Here is a 16697-nt window from a genome sequence, read left to right on the forward strand (position 1 = left end):
TATTGCGGTTTTGAATATTTAAAACATGGACGACGTAGGTTATGCAAGGGAAAAGTCAACTATCAGCCAATAACAGCCAAGATGAACAGGTAATAATGATGTCGAGAGGTATCGTGTAGATAGGGAGCTAAAAGAACAAACCTCCAGCAGGATGCATGTAGCGCTGGAGGTTTTTTAGTCGGTGTATTTGAGGTATTAGAGGAGTGGGTTGAAGAGATAGAACACTCGCTCTAAGAACCGAGAAAATAGGCTCCTTTTCTCCCATTCTTCCAATACAACAGTGTGAGATTGCTTAATATAGCTATCTTGTAACCAAGACATTTGCTTGGTGAACTCTTCGTCATCAACGGCGAGGGTCACTTCGAAGTTCAGCCACAAGCTGCGCATATCCATGTTTACGGTGCCAACTAAACAGAATTGGTCGTCAATTACGACAGATTTTGTATGCAGCAAACCACCATAAAACTCATAAATCTTGACCCCTGCACTCAAGAGCTCACTATAAAAAGCGCGTGACGCCCATTGCACCATCATAGAGTCATTTTTATGTGGAATAATGAGTTCAACGTCAATGCCTCGTTGTGCTGTCATCTTTAACGTTTCGAGTAAATCAGCATTGGGCACGAAATATGGTGTTGTGATTCGTACCGAGCGATTGGCTTGGTTTATTGCCAATGTTAATACTTGATAGATCAGATATTCCGGCATACCTGGGCCAGAAGGCACAACCTGAATAGGGTGTTGGAATTCACTCTCATCGATCTTGCATTCAGGTAGTCTTGGTAAATGACGTTCGCCAGTTTCGACTTCCCAATCCCAACAGTGGATGGCACTCAATACGTTTACCGTTGGTCCCGTAATGCGAACCATGATGTCCACCCAATGCCCGACGCCACTGTTTTGCTTGAAGTAAGCCGGGTCAACCAGGTTCATTGAACCGGTATAAGCAATTTCATCATCAATTACGATGATCTTGCGATGTTGGCGAAGATCAAGACGACGTAAGAAAATACGCCACATCTTCACTTCTAGCGCTTGAATAACTTCAATTCCAGCATCCTGCATCATTCGATACCAAGGACTTCTGAAAAAACGTGGACTACCTGCTGAATCGAGCAATAGTTTGACATCTACGCCGCGTTTAGCCGCTTGAATAAGCGCAGAAGCGACAGAGTCAGCCAAACCACCCGGATGCCAAATGTAGAATACCATTCGAATACTGCTCTGCGCGTTTTCGATGTCTTCAATAATGGAATGCAAAATCTCATTAGGTGACTGTTGCAGCGACAATGTATTACCGCTCAATGCGGGAAGACCAAGGCGGTTGTTACAAAGTTCATCAATTCGGTAGATGTGCCTTCCCATCGTTTCTGGGTTGTGCGCGTTACAGTCGTTAAGCTGACTGAACCACTTCTCGAATGGTGTAAACATCTCTTTCGCACGTTCGGCTCGCTTTCTGCCTAAGTTCAGTTCACCGAAGAGGAAATAACATGCGACACCCAGAACGGGAAGGATATAAATGATCATTAGCCAAGCTAAAGACACGCTCACTGCACGGCGCTTTAAAACGACACGAATGGTCACACCTGCGACCAGTAACCAATATAGCCCGATGCCAGCTAAAGTAAGAAAGTGATAAAACTTGTCCATATACGCTCAGAGTAATATGCCCTTCTAGGATATTAAGCATAAAAGTGGGTTGGGGGAATAGATTTCCCATTTAGACGTGGGATTGACCTTATATGAGGAACGAATTTCATAACAGCTGATTCTGTTATTTTAATGTGAAAAATAAGGTCATTCTTTAACTTTTGAACAAAAAAGCAGCATTTAACCTGCGCAACTCGACACTTGTGCGATAAATGTACTTTTTTGGGGTTCCAATTTTAAAGGGGAGCTGCTTTACTTTCTAGACATAGTGCGTCGAACGCTTATTTTATAAGTGTACAATAATTTTTACATAAACTTTTTAGACGCCTATCTCTATGCATACACAACAAACTAATTTTGGAGAAAAAGCGTGGCTACAACTAATACAGCAGCACCACGTGATACGTGGGGGTCTAAACTAGGCTTCGTAATGGCAGCAGCGGGTTCCGCTGTCGGTTTAGGCAATATATGGAAATTCCCTTACACAGCAGGTGAGAGTGGCGGCGGTGCATTCGTTGCTATCTATCTTATCTTTGTAATTTTTATCGGCTTTAGCGTGATGCTGACAGAGTTCGCTATTGGTCGTAAGACAGGTCTTTCTGCCGTAGGTGCATTCAAAACAACTGACCGACGCTGGACGTTCACTGGTGTTATGGGAGTCTTCAGTGGTCTTTTGATCATGGGCTTCTACCCAGTGGTTGGTGGTTGGGCATTGGCCTACATCTTTAAAGTGGGCGGTGGTCTACTCAGCGCGCCAGAAGCAATTGGCGACAGCTTTGGCGGTTTCATCTCAGATCCGATTCAACCTTTAATGTGGATGGGTGTTTACCTGTTCCTTAACGTCATGATCGTGATGAAAGGGATTTCGGGTGGTATTGAGAAAGCCGGTAAGGTTCTGATGCCGCTTCTGTTCTTAATCCTAATCGTTGTTTCTGTTAAGGGCTTAATGCTGCCAGGTGCAATGGCTGGCCTTGAGTTCTTATTCATGCCGGACTTTTCTAAAGTCGACAGCAACGTGGTTCTTGCTGCACTAGGACAGGCGTTCTTCTCACTTAGCTTAGGTATGGGTTGTATGATGACGTACGGTTCTTACCTGAAGAAGAAAGAGAACCTAGTTCAAACAACCGGTATGGTTACAGCGATGGATACTGGTGTTGCGATTCTTGCTGGTGTTGCTATGTTCCCAGCTATGTTTGCCTTTGGCATGGAGCCTGCGGCAGGCCCTGGTCTTGTATTTGTTGTCGTTCCTCAGCTATTTGCTGAAATGGGCGGAGTGATTGGGTTGCTATTCGCGTTGCTATTTTTCATCGGTTTGACGGTGGCGGCATTAACTTCTTCAGTATCACTATTGGAAGTTGTCGTGTCTTACCTAATTGACGAGAAAGGCATGAAGCGCTCGAACGCAGTTCTGTCTGCAAGTGCAGTTATGGCGGCATTATGTATTTTTGCGTCACTATCGTTAGGTGGAATGGGACCAACGCTGTTTGGTACCGGTGCCTTTGATATCTTCGACTTGCTAACGGACAAAATCTTCTTAGCGGTTGGTGGTATGTTGGTTTGTATCTTTGCTGGATGGCGCCTAAGCCGTGCTGAGCTAGAAAAAGAGATCACTAATGACGGCGAAGTATCCTTCCCGCTATTTGGATTGTGGTACAACCTAGTTAAATACCTGATTCCTGTTGCGATTGCTATTGTTGCCTTCATGGGGATTAAGTCTGGCTTTGACAGTGGCAAAGGTGAAATCATGCTGCTGGGTATCGCAATCATTGGTCTTGCTGGCATTTTCTCTAAGAAGCTTTAGCAAAGACCTTAGGGCAAGCCTCGATAGCTTTGTCCGGTAACTTATGTATACTGCTGGCTCCAAACGTGGAGCCAGTTTTTTATGTTCGATATTCTACATACCCATCCCGATTTTCTGATCATCAATAAGCATCCCAACGTCTCTGTTCATAAAGACGATGGCGACACAATGCTGCTGCAAGAAGTGGCTAAGCAGAGTGGTGATGAGCAGCTTTATCTTATCCATCGCTTGGATAAAATGACATCGGGTATTCTGCTCCTCGGACGCAACGCCAAAGCGGCTAGTGCGTTATCGCAAGCTTTTGCTGACCGCCAAGTGGAAAAGTTCTATCTGGCGATTGGCTCTAAAAAGCCGAAAAAGAAACAAGGTTTGGTCGTTGGTGATATGGAGCGTTCGCGCCGTTCATCATGGAAGCTGGTCAACAGCAAAAACAACCCAGCCGTCACCCAGTTTTTCTCTCTTGCGGCAGAGCCCGGAGAGCGCCTATTTTTATGTAAGCCACACACTGGTAAAACGCATCAAATCCGCGTGGCATTAAAATCGGTTGGCTCAGGTATTGTTGGCGACCCGATTTACAATGCAGGCAATGAGGCTGATCGCGGTTACCTGCATGCATTTTCACTTTGCTTCCAATACCGAGATGAGCAATATCGCTTTGTTTGCGATCCACGAGAATACAAAGTGCTGGGTAGCAAATGGCACAGTGAAATCGTCTCTCAGGGCTTGGATACTTGGCTTTCCCCTTGGGAGCTGAACTGGCCTACGATCAAATAACCGTCACAAAGAAAACTAATAAGAGAACTCGATGCAAGCATCACAACTTCCGCTGTTCTTTCAGCATCTAGAAACCGAGCTCGCGCAAGCTCCTAACGAAATTCGTCGACTGTTTCATGGTCGTGGCCGTCGTTTTGAGGGCCTAGAGCAAATCACCTGTGATTGGTTACAAGGTCAGTTGATTATCAACTTGTTTAAAGAAGTCGACGACGCGTTTCTCGCTGAGCTGAAAAGCGGCCTGAATGCGTTGGCACAATCACAACTGTGGGCAGACAAGCAAGGTCGCACTATGGTTCTTCAGCACCGTTATGCCGATGGTGCGCCTTCAGAAGTACTTGTCGGTGAATTAGACGCTCGCCCTGTCGTTGAAGAAAGCGGTTTGAAATACCAATTGGATATTGGCCGCAACCAAAACTTCGGTCTGTTTTTGGACATGCGCTACGGTCGTGATTGGGTTCGCGAAAATGCGAAGCACAAAAACGTGCTTAACTTGTTTGCTTACACCTGTGGCTTTTCTGTCGCTGCCATTGCGGGTGGCGCAGATAAAGTGGTTAACGTCGACATGGCGAAAGCGTCGCTGTCTAAAGGTCGTGAGAACCACAAGCTAAATGGTCATAACATCAACCAGGTAAGCTTTATGGGGCACGATATCTTTAAATCTTGGGGTAAGATTAAGAAATCTGGTCAGTATGATTTGATCATTATCGATCCGCCTTCATTCCAGAAAGGCAGCTTTGCGCTGACGAAAGATTACAAAAAGATTCTACGTCGATTACCGGATTTGTTGGCAGACGGCGGTCAAGTGATGGCATGTGTGAACTCGCCATCTGTGACAAGCGACTTCTTGATTGAAAGCATGAAAGACGAAGCGCCAGAGTTGACATACCGTGAGCGTCTGGATAACCCACCAGAGTTTATGGACGTAGACAGCGAAGCAGCATTGAAAGTGTTGCTGTTTAGCGAGAAGCAATGACGACGAAACGAAAGTTGTACCTATCTATAATACCAGCCGTTTGAGTACGGCTGGCATTTCCACGATACCCCGTTAATCTGAATAGCGAGACGCGAGTGTGATTCAGAGTCTATTATCAGAGTGAGTTATTCCTAACACGCTGATATTAGATTCCTGATCTCGCCTAGGCTCGTCGGAATGACGGGAAACAATAAAAGATCGATACCAGCAGCATTAACCGATCTGCACTTCAAGATCCGCTTCGATGGTTGATGAGCAGGCGAGCACATAGCCTTGTTCAATTTCTTCTGGCGTCAATGTTTCTAGGCTAGTGGAATAGACGTTGCCTTTACGAACCTTGCATTTGCACGAGCCACAAATCCCGCTTCGACAAGCGACGATTAATGGTAAACCTGCGCCTTCGAGCACATCGGCCAGTACCTGACCTTTTTGAGCATCGATGCTTTGAGCAAAATCAGGAACAGAAACGTTAACCGTCTCATCGGAGACCGATGATTCTGCGCCAGTCGCTGGCGTAAAACTCTCTTGGTAGAAGTTCGTCATGTCAAAACCAAGGTCATTCAAATAGCCGTGAACATCTTGCATAAACTGGCTTGGACCACACAGGTAAACGGTGCGCTGTTTGAAATCAGGAACAAGCTCTTTAAGCCAGTCGGCATTCAAACGACCTTGTGGATGCGATGTTCCTTCGCGGTTTTTCAGCAACAACTTTAAATTGAAGTTGGGATACACAGCGTCTAACGTTTCTAGCTGATCGTAGTAAATCGTCTCTTCTGGGCTGCGTGCAATATGAAGAAATGCGATGTCCACATCGTTGTCGTTTTCATCTTGATTACTCAGCCAGTGCTTTGCCATCGAAAATACGGGCGTGACGCCGCAACCTGCACTGATAAGCAAGGCTTTTGTTTCGCCATCACGTAACACGGGTGGATGGTCGATGCAGTTAAATTCGCCTGCTGGTGGTAATGCTTGAACAGTATCACCGAGCAGCAGCGAGTCAACGATGTAGTTCGATACTTTACCGCCAGATACTCGTTTGATGGTGAGTTGAAGGTGATCGTCTTCATTGATCGAGCTGATTGAATAGGCACGAAACTCCATTTTTCCATCAATTTCGACGCCCAAGTTAATAAACTGGCCAGGCTTAAACTGAAACAGAAGTGATTCGGTTAGTTCGGCCAATTTTATGCTGACGGTGTCGTGTGTTTCGAAGTATTTGTCGATGCAACGGAGTGTGACGGGTTGGTTACCTTGCCATTCAAAAAACATAACAATCTCTTTGGTTGTGGCTATTTTTGGTTCGAAATAGATAGCGCCTCCGCGTAAGGAGGCGCGTAACAAGCAAGTTTATTAAGCTGCTAGGATGGCTTTTAGATCATCCTGAACATTGCCAATACTGCGCATATCGAACTTCTCTTGGATGATGGCGATTAGGTTTGGCGTTAGGAATGCCGGTGCAGTAGGGCCTGTGTAAATGCCTTTCACGCCCAATGCAAATAGCGTTAGCAAGATAACGATCGCTTTTTGCTCGAACCAAGAAAGCACAAGCGTGAGTGGCAGTTCATTGATGTCACAGTCAAACTCTTTCGCCAGTGCAAGTGCAAGCTGGATTGCAGAGTAAGCATCGTTACATTGGCCCACATCCAATAGGCGAGGAATGCCGTTGATATCGCCAAACGTATTCTTGTTGAAGCGGAACTTACCACACGCCAAGGTCAGGATTAGCGTGTCTTCTGGTGCTTCAGCCGTAAAATCGGTGTAGTAGCTACGTTCCGCTTTATCGCCGTCACAACCGCCGACTAGGAAGAAGTGCTTGATGTTGCCTTGCTTCACTTGGTCGATAACCGCAGGGGCGGCGTTCATCAGTGCATTTCGACCAAAACCAACCGTGATGTGGTGTTCGACTTCATCGTGTTGGAAACCATCTTGCGCTAGAGCACATTCAATCACTTGGCTAAAATCATCGCCTTCGATGTGAGCCACACCAGGCCAGCCAACAATACTACGAGTGAATAAACGGTCTGCGTATTGACCCACATTTGGATTCAACAAGCAGTTTGACGTCATTACGATTGCGCCAGGGAAGTTTGCGAATTCTTTCTGTTGGTTTTGCCATGCGCTGCCGTAGTTGCCGACAAGATGAGGATATTTCTTCAGCTCAGGGTAGCCGTGTGCAGGCAGCATTTCACCGTTGGTATAAACGTTAATGCCTTTGCCTTCAGTCTGTTGCAGGATTTTTTCTAGGTCATGCAAATCATGGCCAGAAACAAGAATACATTTGCCTTTTACTGGCTTGACGTTCACCGTGGTTGGTTCTGGATGGCCGAAGGTCATTGTTTCACCTTGGTCGAGCATTTCCATCACTTTGTAGTTCATCAGGCCGATGCGCATTGAGCAATCAAGTAGTTCGCCGAGATCTTCAGGGTCTGTGCCCAACCACGCCATGATTTCATGGTATTCGGCATAGATATCGTTGTTGGTTTGCTCAAGAACACGTGCGTGCTCCATGTACGCGGCTGCACCCTTAAGGCCGTATAGGCAAAGTAGGCGTAGGCCAATCACATCTTCATGTACTTGGTCCTTACCACGGTTAACCGCGACTTGAGGAGCAAAAGCTAAGATTGCTTCTGCGCTATTTGGTAGCTCAAAGTGAGCAACAACAGGGATGTCAGCAACTTCGGTATCGGCGAGTGTTGCAGCAGACATTACTTGCTCTTTTAGCAATGCTTTGTACGTTGCCGCTTGAGAAGTTAGCTCTAGGACACGTTCAGGGTCAAAGTTTACGTTCGTCAATGTAGAGAAAAATGCCTTTGGTGCCCATTGGTTGATTTCATCGTTAATGATGTTGAATTCAAGTGCTTTTGATGCCCAAAAAGAAACCCCTTGCAGTGTGTAAACCAACACGTCTTGAAGGTCAGATACTTCAGAAGTTTTACCACACATACCTTGTGCAAAAGAACAACCTTTAACAGCAGGGGTTTGAATTGTCTGTTCACATTGAATACAGAACATATTGGGTTCTCCAGTGATTGTTTTAATAGTCGTGATGTTGACCACTAGAGAGCAGAATGCGTGCCAATTATTATCTTGTTGATTTGTATTGAATTTTATCAGATTTAGGAGAGTGGTTGATGTGATTAAGACAACGCAGCTGATGTCTTAATCACATCGGCTTCTTGTGGTCGGTTATTTATTGATCCCGAGCTTTTTACCCATCCGATATAAGTTCCCTCGATCTATTTGTAAAAACTCCGCTGCTTTTGCCCAAACGCCACCAGTTTGGCTCAAAGCATGTTCAATTAAATCACGTTGATAGCTTTCTATTAGCTCTCGCATTGGTTGGCTTTCTTTAGGCAGATAATGCGATGTGTTTTTTACATCATCGAGAGCCAATGAGGTGTCGAAATGGTTAAGCATGATCGTGCTTGCGCCTTGTTGAATGGCGTGTAAAGCCGCGCGAGTTAAAGTGTGTTCGAGCTCGCGCACGTTTCCGTACCAAGGTAAAGATTCCAATTGAGTCAACACTTTAGGGTGAACGTGCAGATTGGGTGCATTGAATTGTTGGCGTACTTTTTCCAACAAATATCCTGCTAAAACGGGAATATCCCCGTCACGGGCACGCAGTGGGGGGACTTGGATTGGGAACACGTTCAAACGGTGGAAAAGGTCTGCTCGAAACGTGCCAGCTTCGACCTCTTTTTCTAGTTGTCGATTGGTCGCTGCGATGATGCGCACATTGACCATCAAATGCTGATCGCTACCTACACGTTGCAGCTCGCCTTGCTGAATTACGCGCAGCAATTTTGCTTGCAAAATCAAAGGCAGTTCGCCCACTTCATCAAGGAAAATCGTTCCACCGTCTGCCAGTTCAAACTTACCGGCACGGTGGCTATTAGCACCTGTAAATGCGCCTTTGACATGGCCAAACAGTTCACTTTCAGCCAGACCTTCTGGTAAAGCCGCACAGTTGACGTAAATCATCGGCTTATCGCTACGATGAGATTGCGCGTGTACCGAGTGCGCGACCAGTTCTTTACCAGTTCCGGTTTCTCCTAAGATAAGTACCGCGTAATCTGATTGAGCAACAGTCGCAATGTTGTTTCGTAACTGGTTGATCTGCGGACTCAAACCCACCATTTCGCCATGTTGAGAACGGGCTTGCTGGATAAGGGTTTGAGTGACGCTTTTTTGCTTCTGGTTTTGCGCTTTGAGTGCTTTTAACTGAGCAATGTTACGCAATGTCGCAGCGGTCAAAGCCGCAAAGGTTTCGATAGCGACAGGATCGATGCCATCAAACGCGCCCACCGTTAGTGCATCCATCGTTAGTGCGCCAACAAGTTGGCCTTCGACATACAAGCTAAAGCCCATGCAATCGTGAACATCAATGCATTGGTCTTCAGTTAATAGTGTGCCGTCGAAAGGATCCGGCAGTGAACAATCGGCATCGAAACGCACCGGTTCACCGCTATGAATAATGGCATCTAAGCGAGGGTGCGCCTTGGGGAAATAGCGACGACCTAAGACCGAGCTGGATAAGCCTTTTACCGCGACAGGAGTTAGAAAACCATCCTCATCGAAGATAAACAGGCAGCTCGCATCACATGGGAATACTTGCGCGACCCCATCAATGAGATTTTGATATTGCTGCTCGTGAGAGCGATTTGAGCTGAGGTTTAGCGCGATATTAAGGAGTACGTGGTCAACAGTCGGAGTCATAACAAGCCCAAAGTTATCTGGAATGGGCTCATGCTAGCAACTTGATGTCATTTGAACATCGAAAGGTGTGGGAGATTGATGTTCCATTGACGACGATCAAGTTTGATACGAAAAGAAACGCGCAAGTTAACAAGCCAGTGATGTAAGCTTGCGCGGGTTAGGTGTTTGAATTAAAGCAGGCCAAAGGTTTGGTTCGTCCGAATTAACGAGGAACGACTCTGGCGTCATTACCAGAAACATTGATTTGGACCGCTTGGCCTGGTTGGAAAATCATGTTTGGATTTGCTTCTTGAACAATAGAGATAATCTTTCCGTCCTCTAAACGAATGGTCAGATTCACGCCATTTCTTTTCGCGGTTGCTTCAGCCGCTTTGCTGCCTGCATAGCCACCCAATAGACCACCACCAATGGCAGCGATATCCGAGCCAGAACCGCCCCCAACTTTTGAGCCTAAGATCCCGCCCACGGCAGCACCAGCGATGGTGCCAATGGCATTGGATTGGGTAGAGGCATCAATGGTTACGGGTTCTACTTTTTCTACTGTGCCGTAGTAAACCTGCTGAACTTTGCGAGTGTCGGATGAGCCGTATGCATCTCCGTACGGGTTAGGTGAGCTACAGCCGCCAAGCACGAGCGCACAAGTAATGGTGAGCAACATGCCTAAATTGATCTGTTTTTTCATATAGCCTCCGAATGGTTTCTTCATTCAAAGAGTATATACCCCAATTTAACCTGCGTTTTGGTGCTTTATAAAACAGTGGCTTAGCGGCCTGTCCCTTAAGGAAACGCGATTGTCTAAGCAGTATTAATGATCGTTAAGCGTATGAAACCCTGAATAAATACGTGTAAAAGTGGTAAACCAGCATGCCGCGCCAAAGATATACGCGATGACGGCAAAGTGTTGCGGTAGCAAACAAAATAAAACCAAACAGCCAATGGTTTCTGTACCTTCGGTTAAGCCGCTCATGTAGTAAAGCGATTTGTTTTTATATACCGGATTATCGATGCCTTGTTTTCCTGCCATGATGGCAAAAGCTAAAAAGCTACTACCAGTGCCGATGAAGGAAAAAATCAAAAATGCGCCTGCAACGGCATTGTGCTCTGGGTTGGCAAGCACAAAGCCAAAAGGAATCAACGAATAGAACAAAAAATCTAAGCTGATATCAAGAAAACCACCCGCATCGGTAATGCCTTGAATCCTTGCCAGTGCACCGTCTAACCCATCACAGATTCTGTTCAGCAAAATAAACAGCAACGCCAACAAGTACTGTTCGGCGATCAAAGCAGGCAGGGCAAAACAGCCAAGCACAAAACCAAATACTGTCGTCTGATTTGCGGTGATGCCACATTTATCGATATATGTCGCACTGAGTGCCAGCGGTTTGCGGATGAGCTTTATACTCAGGCTATCAAGCATGATTTGTCTCCCACGGCCAGTTTAGGCAGCGGCTGCCATCAGGAATATCGTCTTCATCGTGCGTTACCATCAAAGTAGGGATGTTCGCTTGCTGCAATTGTTCGACCACCCAATTGCGAAATTGTACACGCAGGTCTTTATCCAGCTTGCTATAGGGCTCATCAAGTAGCGCAACTTTCGGCTTTGCTAGCAGCATACGAGTCAATGAAATACGGGCGCGTTGCCCTCCCGAAATTTGGTCAGGAAAGGACTCTGCTAGTTTGGTCAATGAAATGTTCTTCAGCGCTTGCATAGCGTGAGCTTTACGCTCTTCACCTTTGATTGAGTTTGGTAGCGCGAAGGCAAGGTTCTCCCACACCGTTAAATGAGGGAAGAGCAAATCTTCTTGGAACAGAATACCGACCTGACGCTTATGGGCAGGGAGGGCATCCAACTTTTCGTTATCAAGCGTAATGGCTCCAGAGTAATTGAACTCGGCGGATAGGTGCCCGGCAATGGCATCCAACAAAGTGGATTTACCACAACCGCTAGGCCCCATCAGGGTAACGATTTCACCTTTTTCTACGGTCATATTAAACGCCGAGAAAAGCGCGTCGCCATTGGTTTTACGGATGGCGAGGTTTTCGAGACAAAGACTCATTCAGTAGTAAACCTTTTATAGACAAGCGGCGATACGTCCTGTGCAAGTGGCTAAGCAGTATCGCAAAAGAGAAGAACATGAATGGCAGCAGAGCTTGCCAAATGGCGTAAATAGCGGTGACACGTCGGTCAAAACCACTGGATAGTGCAACGGCTTCGGTTGTGATGGTGCTAATGCGCCCAGCCCCTAGCACTAATGTAGGTAGGTATTGCGCTAGGCTGACACTAATACCGACAGCCCACGCGAATGCAATCGCAGGTAGGAGGATTGGCAGTTTCACTTTTAACCAAGCTTGCATCGGTGTTTTACCCAAGCTGAGTGCGACGCGAGTTAAGCTGTTATCGAAGCTGCGCCACGGCCCGTCTAGCGAGAGGTAAATAAATGGGAATGCGAAGAACACATGCGCCCAGCATACCCAAAAGAAATACGCGTTACTGTTTAAGTACAGTGTTACCACTTGCATACCGAATAGCACCGATAATTGAGGAATCAGCATCGGGATGGCGATGATGTAACCGGGTATCTGCCAGCGATAACGAAGGCGATACTCATGTGCTATTAAAGCAAGAACTAGCGCGATAGTCGCGCTGATCAGGGCGATTGACATACTTTGCTCTAGAGTCCCTAGAATACTGTGCCATTCGTATTCCCAAAAACGCAGGCTGTAACGGCTTGGGAGCAAATCTGGAAAGCGCCAACGTTGAGCAAAGCTCCACAGCACCATGAGTGGAATCATTAGAAGTGCAAGTAGCGCAATCAGTGAAAATAGGGTTTTACCGGGTAAACGAAACCCGTTTCGACCAGAGTACTGCCAGCGTTTGAAGCCTTTGGTCGTTAACCATTCCACCAATCGAGCGAAACCAATCAAAAGACTAGCCATCACAAACAGTATTACTGCGCCAGCGGCCGCTCTTGGTAGGAGCGATAAATCTGGATCGTTAAACCATTGCCATACCAAAACCGCAAACGTCGGCGGGTTGGTAGGGCCAATAATCAGGGCGACATCGACAACGGACAAACTGTAAGCCAATACCGCCAGCATTGGGAAACGAAGTTTTGCTAACCATTGCGGAAATACGCATTTCCACCACGCTTGCGCCGAACTATAGCCCATCGAGTGACTGACTTTTTCAACCTTATCGACTTTCAATTGCTGAAGGATCGGAATACTCATCAACAATAAAAACGGCACTTCTTTAATCGCAAGCATGATGACCAAACCGAGTGCATGTGGGTCTTTAATCAACAATGCTAAGTCATTCACCGTTTGTGCATTCGGGTCGTAACCAAACAGTTGGTTGAGAACACGAACGCCCATACCAGTTGGGGCAAACAAGAACGCAAAGCCAATTGCAAACGCGACGTGCGGCATCGCGAGAAGTGGGGAAAGGCTAACTTCAATTTTTCGCCAAAACTTGCTGCCCCAAGACGCCTGTAGAATGGCAAACGTGATGAAGCAAGCCAAGTAGCTACTGAAAATGGCGGAGTAGAAAGTAAGCCCGATGGATGTCCAAACACCTTCCCAATCAAAGACGGCATTGAAGCCATCAAAAGAAAAGTGGTGTAGACCGATAGGAGGTACATAACCGAGCGCAGAGACCACCACTCCAAGTAGTCCCGGAATGGTAGGCAAAATACAAACTGCGATAATGACTAAATACAGCGCTCTTAACATGGATTCTTACTAATTCCCGTAGCGTTTCAACCATTCTTTTTCCAACGCCGCTTGCCAACTTGGATGTGGCTCAGCGATGGATTTGAATTGTTGAGTGTTTTTGGCCGAACCAGTTAGGTATTGGTTGCTTAGTACCGAAGGGTCGCCCCAGATGTTTAGGTTACCTTTGCGAGACTGTGCTTCAGGGCTCAATAAAAAGTTTATCGCAACTTGTGCACCAGCACTGGCATTTGCGTTCCAAGGAATCGCTAAAAAGTGGATATTTGAGAGTGCTCCTGCGTCCATTGCGTACGCTTTGGTGCTCTCTGCAAGATTACCGCTCGACTGCGCAGAGAAAACCGCGTTCGGGTTAAAGGTAATCGCCAGGTCAGTCTGACCATCATCTAGTAGCTGAAGGGTTTCTGCTGTACCGCCTGGAAACTGCTTACCACCGCGCCAAGCGACTTTATGGAACTCATCTAGATAAGACCACAGCGGTTGAGTGACTTGTTCAAACGTGTCATCGGTAATTGGTTGTTGCAGCTCAGGGGCGTTGTTAGACAGTTCAATGAGTAATGCTTTGATAAAGCTTGTGCCATGAAACTCTGGTGGTCGAGGGTAAGTCAGGCGATTCGGGAACGCTTTTGCATAGCTCAGCATTTCTGAGAATGATTTTGGAGGGTTATGGAGGGTTTGCTCGTCATGGATAAACACTAATTGTCCTACTCCCCAAGGTGCTTCTAGACCTTCTGTTGGCTCGGAGAAGTCCACATCAATTGGTAGAGATTTATCCACATATTGCCAGCTTGGCAAACCTTCGACAAAAGGACCAAATAGCAATTGGTTATCCTTCATTGATTTGAAGTTTTCGCCATTGATCCAAACCATATCAACACTACCACCGCTGTTTTTGCCTGCCGCTTTTTCTGCGATAAGTCGAGTAGTGGTCTCAGAAATATCAGTTACTTTAACGTGGTTTAGCGTCACGTTATAACGTGATTTTAGCTCTCTACTCGCCCACTGTATGTAGCGATTAATTTCTTGGCTCCCGCCCCAAGCATGAAAGTAGACGGATTGCCCGTCGGCTTGCTGTTCGATTTTTTGCCATTCGCTATTCACTGATGAATCGGCAAAAGAAGGTGTCGCAAAAGTCGTGGCTAAAATGCCAATGCTGCTGAGTAGCTTTTTCATATCTATTCCGTGTTATGTCTTTTGGTTCTTGCTTTCGTTTCTATTGACGTTTTCGCAAGTCGTTCCGCTCTGTTACAAGGATAGTAATTCATCTCTCTCTATTATCAATGCCAATCCCAAACGGAATCACTCATTGATTCAAAGAATTACTCTCAATGTGAAGCAAAACGAATAAAGGACAAATTTGGTGTCATTTTAGGAGCGGACCGTTTGTTTGAGGATATTCTTTCAAGTAATTGAAAATTATTGTCCCCAGAGATATGAATAGGTTGTTTTACAGAGCAAAATTGATGTCTAAAGCATGGAATTGAGGGCGAAAAGAGAAAGAAAGTTGGCCATTTAAATGACTTTAGCATGCATGACTAACGATTCATCGATATAAAAAAAGCAGCCGTTTGGCTGCTTTAAGATACTATATGGTTTACTTAGTTGGGATTAGTTTACCCAGTCACGTAGTGTAAACGTCAATTCGTGATCGGCACTTTTCAGAACAAGACCATCTTTAGTTAGCGTGATATCGCTCCAGTTAGATAGTGTTTGTGTCATTGCGTTTTCGATCTTCATTTGATCTTCCATACACATCTTCATGGTCATGCCCATTTTTTCGATGCGTAGTTGGTTGTTTTTCAGCTCGGCTTGACCGAAGAAGTTGTTACAACCTGCGTTGCCGTTTGCGGTTAGATTTTCACCGATTTCTAGGCGAGCCGCTTTTTGGTGTTCGTCTAGAACGATATTTTTGCCATCAACTTGAACAAGTTCCCAGTTGTGGTGCTGCAAATCTTGAGCCGTTATTTCTTTCACATCATCACCGTTGCTAGCACAAGCAGTCATAAGAACAGGGAGAGAGATTGCTGTAACTAACGTTTTTAGGCTAAGCTTCATTTTATAGACTCCGTTTTTATAAACGCGGTAAGTATAAGTAATAAAACACTGTTTTTGTCAGCATAAGGTTATGGTTTCGTATGTTTTTGACATAACGAAGTATATAGCAAGTTTTGTTGCTGACTAATCTTCTCATTATTTAAACTAGGCCAATACGCCCTAATATGGAAAGAGCGGTTTTAGTATGGAGCAACTGGAGTTTTTTACTGTCCCAAGCCCTTGTGTTGGAGTATGTACCTCCGATGAAAAAGGGTATTGCAAGGGGTGTATGAGAAAGAGAGAGGAAAGGTTTAATTGGCTTAACTTAACCCCCGCTCAGCAGTTGCACGTTATTAAGTTGTGTCGTCAAAGGTACAGAAGAAAGATGTTGGCAGGGAAGACGAAGCCAGAACAGCTTCAAGATGAGTCATCGCCTCAACAAGACTTATTCTAGAACTCTTGTTCAGTCTGTGGGTTACGCCTTCGCTTTCGGTTCTGATTAGGCTTTTACATATTCCCGGTCCGGCAAGGTGTCCTTTAAGAACCGGGAATCTCCTATCCATTTTCCCTATAAAGCGGTAATTGGCGTTATTTCATCGACCAACGGTCGCTAACCCAGCCTCCCGCTTGTTCGTCGAAGTGATTTCCTGAAAATCGATGATTGAATTCAACATCTAATTTACTTGTTGGGCGTTCATCCATGAGTTGATGAATGTATCTCGCCATAGGATCCGTACAAGCTTCACGCTCTCTACGGGTAACTACTTCTTTGATCATTTGGAGTCTGTAGCTATTGCTGGCTCGTTTCATTTTTGACCTCCAGAACTCGATGGCAGCAGTTTGAACACATTGACGTCCAGATCGCTGCTCATTAGTGTGCGCGTGGAGGCACATCACCATCGTTTGAAGTCCAAAGACAAATTGTTTGAGAGCAGTGTTTGTAACGCCATTCACATCTTTCTCAGAATCATTGACTGTGCGATTGAAAATGTTTCGCGAAATTTAGCCGATGAACCTGCA

Annotated in this window: 15 protein-coding genes; 4 read left to right on the forward strand and 11 right to left on the reverse strand. The window is 45.8% G+C overall.

Annotated elements, in window-relative coordinates; all coding sequences use genetic code 11:
* Positions 1-195: 195 nt before the first annotated feature.
* A complete protein-coding gene (gene cls / locus R8N46_RS08530) occupies positions 196-1650 on the reverse strand; it encodes a cardiolipin synthase (protein ID WP_005378105.1) in 1455 nt (484 codons plus the stop codon).
* Between the two features lie 430 nt (positions 1651-2080).
* Here cls and R8N46_RS08535 point away from each other — a divergent pair, with 430 nt between their 5' ends.
* From R8N46_RS08535 to R8N46_RS08545, 3 genes are all read left to right on the forward strand, one after another.
* Positions 2081-3451: a sodium-dependent transporter gene (locus R8N46_RS08535; protein ID WP_042522154.1), complete on the forward strand. Its 1371-nt coding sequence runs from the start codon at positions 2081-2083 to the stop codon at positions 3449-3451.
* A gap of 81 nt (positions 3452-3532) precedes the next feature.
* Complete coding sequence (locus tag R8N46_RS08540; RefSeq protein ID WP_017820860.1) at positions 3533-4225, forward strand: TIGR01621 family pseudouridine synthase; 693 nt, start codon at positions 3533-3535, stop codon at positions 4223-4225.
* A gap of 31 nt (positions 4226-4256) precedes the next feature.
* Positions 4257-5198 carry a class I SAM-dependent methyltransferase gene (locus R8N46_RS08545; RefSeq protein WP_054576417.1) on the forward strand — a complete coding sequence of 314 codons (942 nt, stop codon included), beginning with the start codon at positions 4257-4259 and terminating at the stop codon, positions 5196-5198.
* 213 nt (positions 5199-5411) lie between these two features.
* Here R8N46_RS08545 and R8N46_RS08550 read toward each other — a convergent pair whose 3' ends face one another.
* From R8N46_RS08550 to R8N46_RS08590, 9 genes are all read right to left on the reverse strand, one after another.
* On the reverse strand, positions 5412-6467 hold the full coding sequence (locus tag R8N46_RS08550; protein WP_213972291.1) for a hybrid-cluster NAD(P)-dependent oxidoreductase: 1056 nt from the start codon (positions 6465-6467) through the stop codon (positions 5412-5414).
* An 81-nt stretch (positions 6468-6548) separates the two neighbouring features.
* A complete protein-coding gene (gene hcp / locus R8N46_RS08555) occupies positions 6549-8210 on the reverse strand; it encodes a hydroxylamine reductase (RefSeq protein ID WP_054576419.1) in 1662 nt (553 codons plus the stop codon).
* 174 nt (positions 8211-8384) lie between these two features.
* Positions 8385-9914, reverse strand: a complete 1530-nt coding sequence (gene norR, locus R8N46_RS08560; RefSeq protein WP_054576420.1) for a nitric oxide reductase transcriptional regulator NorR — start codon at positions 9912-9914, stop codon at positions 8385-8387.
* Between the two features lie 202 nt (positions 9915-10116).
* Positions 10117-10596: a glycine zipper 2TM domain-containing protein gene (locus R8N46_RS08565; protein WP_005386695.1), complete on the reverse strand. Its 480-nt coding sequence runs from the start codon at positions 10594-10596 to the stop codon at positions 10117-10119.
* Between the two features lie 123 nt (positions 10597-10719).
* Entirely contained in the window at positions 10720-11331 is a 612-nt protein-coding gene (locus R8N46_RS08570) for a CDP-alcohol phosphatidyltransferase family protein (RefSeq protein WP_005386693.1), read from the reverse strand.
* Entirely contained in the window at positions 11324-11971 is a 648-nt protein-coding gene (locus R8N46_RS08575) for an ATP-binding cassette domain-containing protein (protein WP_115385873.1), read from the reverse strand. The genes R8N46_RS08570 and R8N46_RS08575 overlap by 8 nt, the downstream gene beginning before the upstream one ends.
* Complete coding sequence (locus tag R8N46_RS08580) at positions 11937-13646, reverse strand: ABC transporter permease (RefSeq protein WP_017820854.1); 1710 nt, start codon at positions 13644-13646, stop codon at positions 11937-11939. Before R8N46_RS08580 ends, R8N46_RS08575 begins: the two co-directional genes overlap by 35 nt.
* Before the next feature lie 9 nt (positions 13647-13655).
* A complete protein-coding gene (locus R8N46_RS08585) occupies positions 13656-14816 on the reverse strand; it encodes an ABC transporter substrate-binding protein (RefSeq protein WP_017820853.1) in 1161 nt (386 codons plus the stop codon).
* A 435-nt stretch (positions 14817-15251) separates the two neighbouring features.
* Positions 15252-15698 (reverse strand): META domain-containing protein, encoded by a 447-nt coding sequence (locus R8N46_RS08590; protein WP_005378077.1) that lies wholly within the window; start codon positions 15696-15698, stop codon positions 15252-15254.
* A gap of 184 nt (positions 15699-15882) precedes the next feature.
* On the opposite strand from R8N46_RS08590, the gene R8N46_RS08595 reads away from it, so the two are divergent.
* Positions 15883-16131, forward strand: a complete 249-nt coding sequence (locus tag R8N46_RS08595; RefSeq protein WP_005378062.1) for a DUF1289 domain-containing protein — start codon at positions 15883-15885, stop codon at positions 16129-16131.
* Positions 16132-16265: 134 nt separating this feature from the next.
* Here R8N46_RS08595 and R8N46_RS08600 read toward each other — a convergent pair whose 3' ends face one another.
* Positions 16266-16487, reverse strand: coding sequence for a hypothetical protein (locus R8N46_RS08600; protein WP_005386686.1), 222 nt, complete (start codon positions 16485-16487; stop codon positions 16266-16268).
* Between the last annotated feature and the right edge of the window lie 210 nt (positions 16488-16697).

Source organism: Vibrio sp. 1874, from assembly GCF_033344395.1.
GTDB lineage: Bacteria > Pseudomonadota > Gammaproteobacteria > Enterobacterales > Vibrionaceae > Vibrio > Vibrio alginolyticus.

Bases quoted from the DNA above. Each gene is read 5' to 3' on its own strand.
- R8N46_RS08580 (WP_017820854.1), bottom strand. From the start codon at position 13,646: ATGTTAAGAGCGCTGTATTTAGTCATTATCGCAGTTTGTATTTTGCCT.
- R8N46_RS08575 (WP_115385873.1), bottom strand. From the start codon at position 11,971: ATGAGTCTTTGTCTCGAAAACCTCGCCATCCGTAAAACCAATGGCGAC.
- R8N46_RS08590 (WP_005378077.1), bottom strand. From the start codon at position 15,698: ATGAAGCTTAGCCTAAAAACGTTAGTTACAGCAATCTCTCTCCCTGTT.
- R8N46_RS08595 (WP_005378062.1), top strand. From the start codon at position 15,883: ATGGAGCAACTGGAGTTTTTTACTGTCCCAAGCCCTTGTGTTGGAGTA.
- R8N46_RS08545 (WP_054576417.1), top strand. From the start codon at position 4,257: ATGCAAGCATCACAACTTCCGCTGTTCTTTCAGCATCTAGAAACCGAG.
- R8N46_RS08550 (WP_213972291.1), bottom strand. From the start codon at position 6,467: ATGTTTTTTGAATGGCAAGGTAACCAACCCGTCACACTCCGTTGCATC.
- R8N46_RS08540 (WP_017820860.1), top strand. From the start codon at position 3,533: ATGTTCGATATTCTACATACCCATCCCGATTTTCTGATCATCAATAAG.
- R8N46_RS08600 (WP_005386686.1), bottom strand. From the start codon at position 16,487: ATGAAACGAGCCAGCAATAGCTACAGACTCCAAATGATCAAAGAAGTA.
- norR (WP_054576420.1), bottom strand. From the start codon at position 9,914: ATGACTCCGACTGTTGACCACGTACTCCTTAATATCGCGCTAAACCTC.
- cls (WP_005378105.1), bottom strand. From the start codon at position 1,650: ATGGACAAGTTTTATCACTTTCTTACTTTAGCTGGCATCGGGCTATAT.
- R8N46_RS08570 (WP_005386693.1), bottom strand. From the start codon at position 11,331: ATGCTTGATAGCCTGAGTATAAAGCTCATCCGCAAACCGCTGGCACTC.
- hcp (WP_054576419.1), bottom strand. From the start codon at position 8,210: ATGTTCTGTATTCAATGTGAACAGACAATTCAAACCCCTGCTGTTAAA.
- R8N46_RS08535 (WP_042522154.1), top strand. From the start codon at position 2,081: ATGGCAGCAGCGGGTTCCGCTGTCGGTTTAGGCAATATATGGAAATTC.
- R8N46_RS08565 (WP_005386695.1), bottom strand. From the start codon at position 10,596: ATGAAAAAACAGATCAATTTAGGCATGTTGCTCACCATTACTTGTGCG.
- R8N46_RS08585 (WP_017820853.1), bottom strand. From the start codon at position 14,816: ATGAAAAAGCTACTCAGCAGCATTGGCATTTTAGCCACGACTTTTGCG.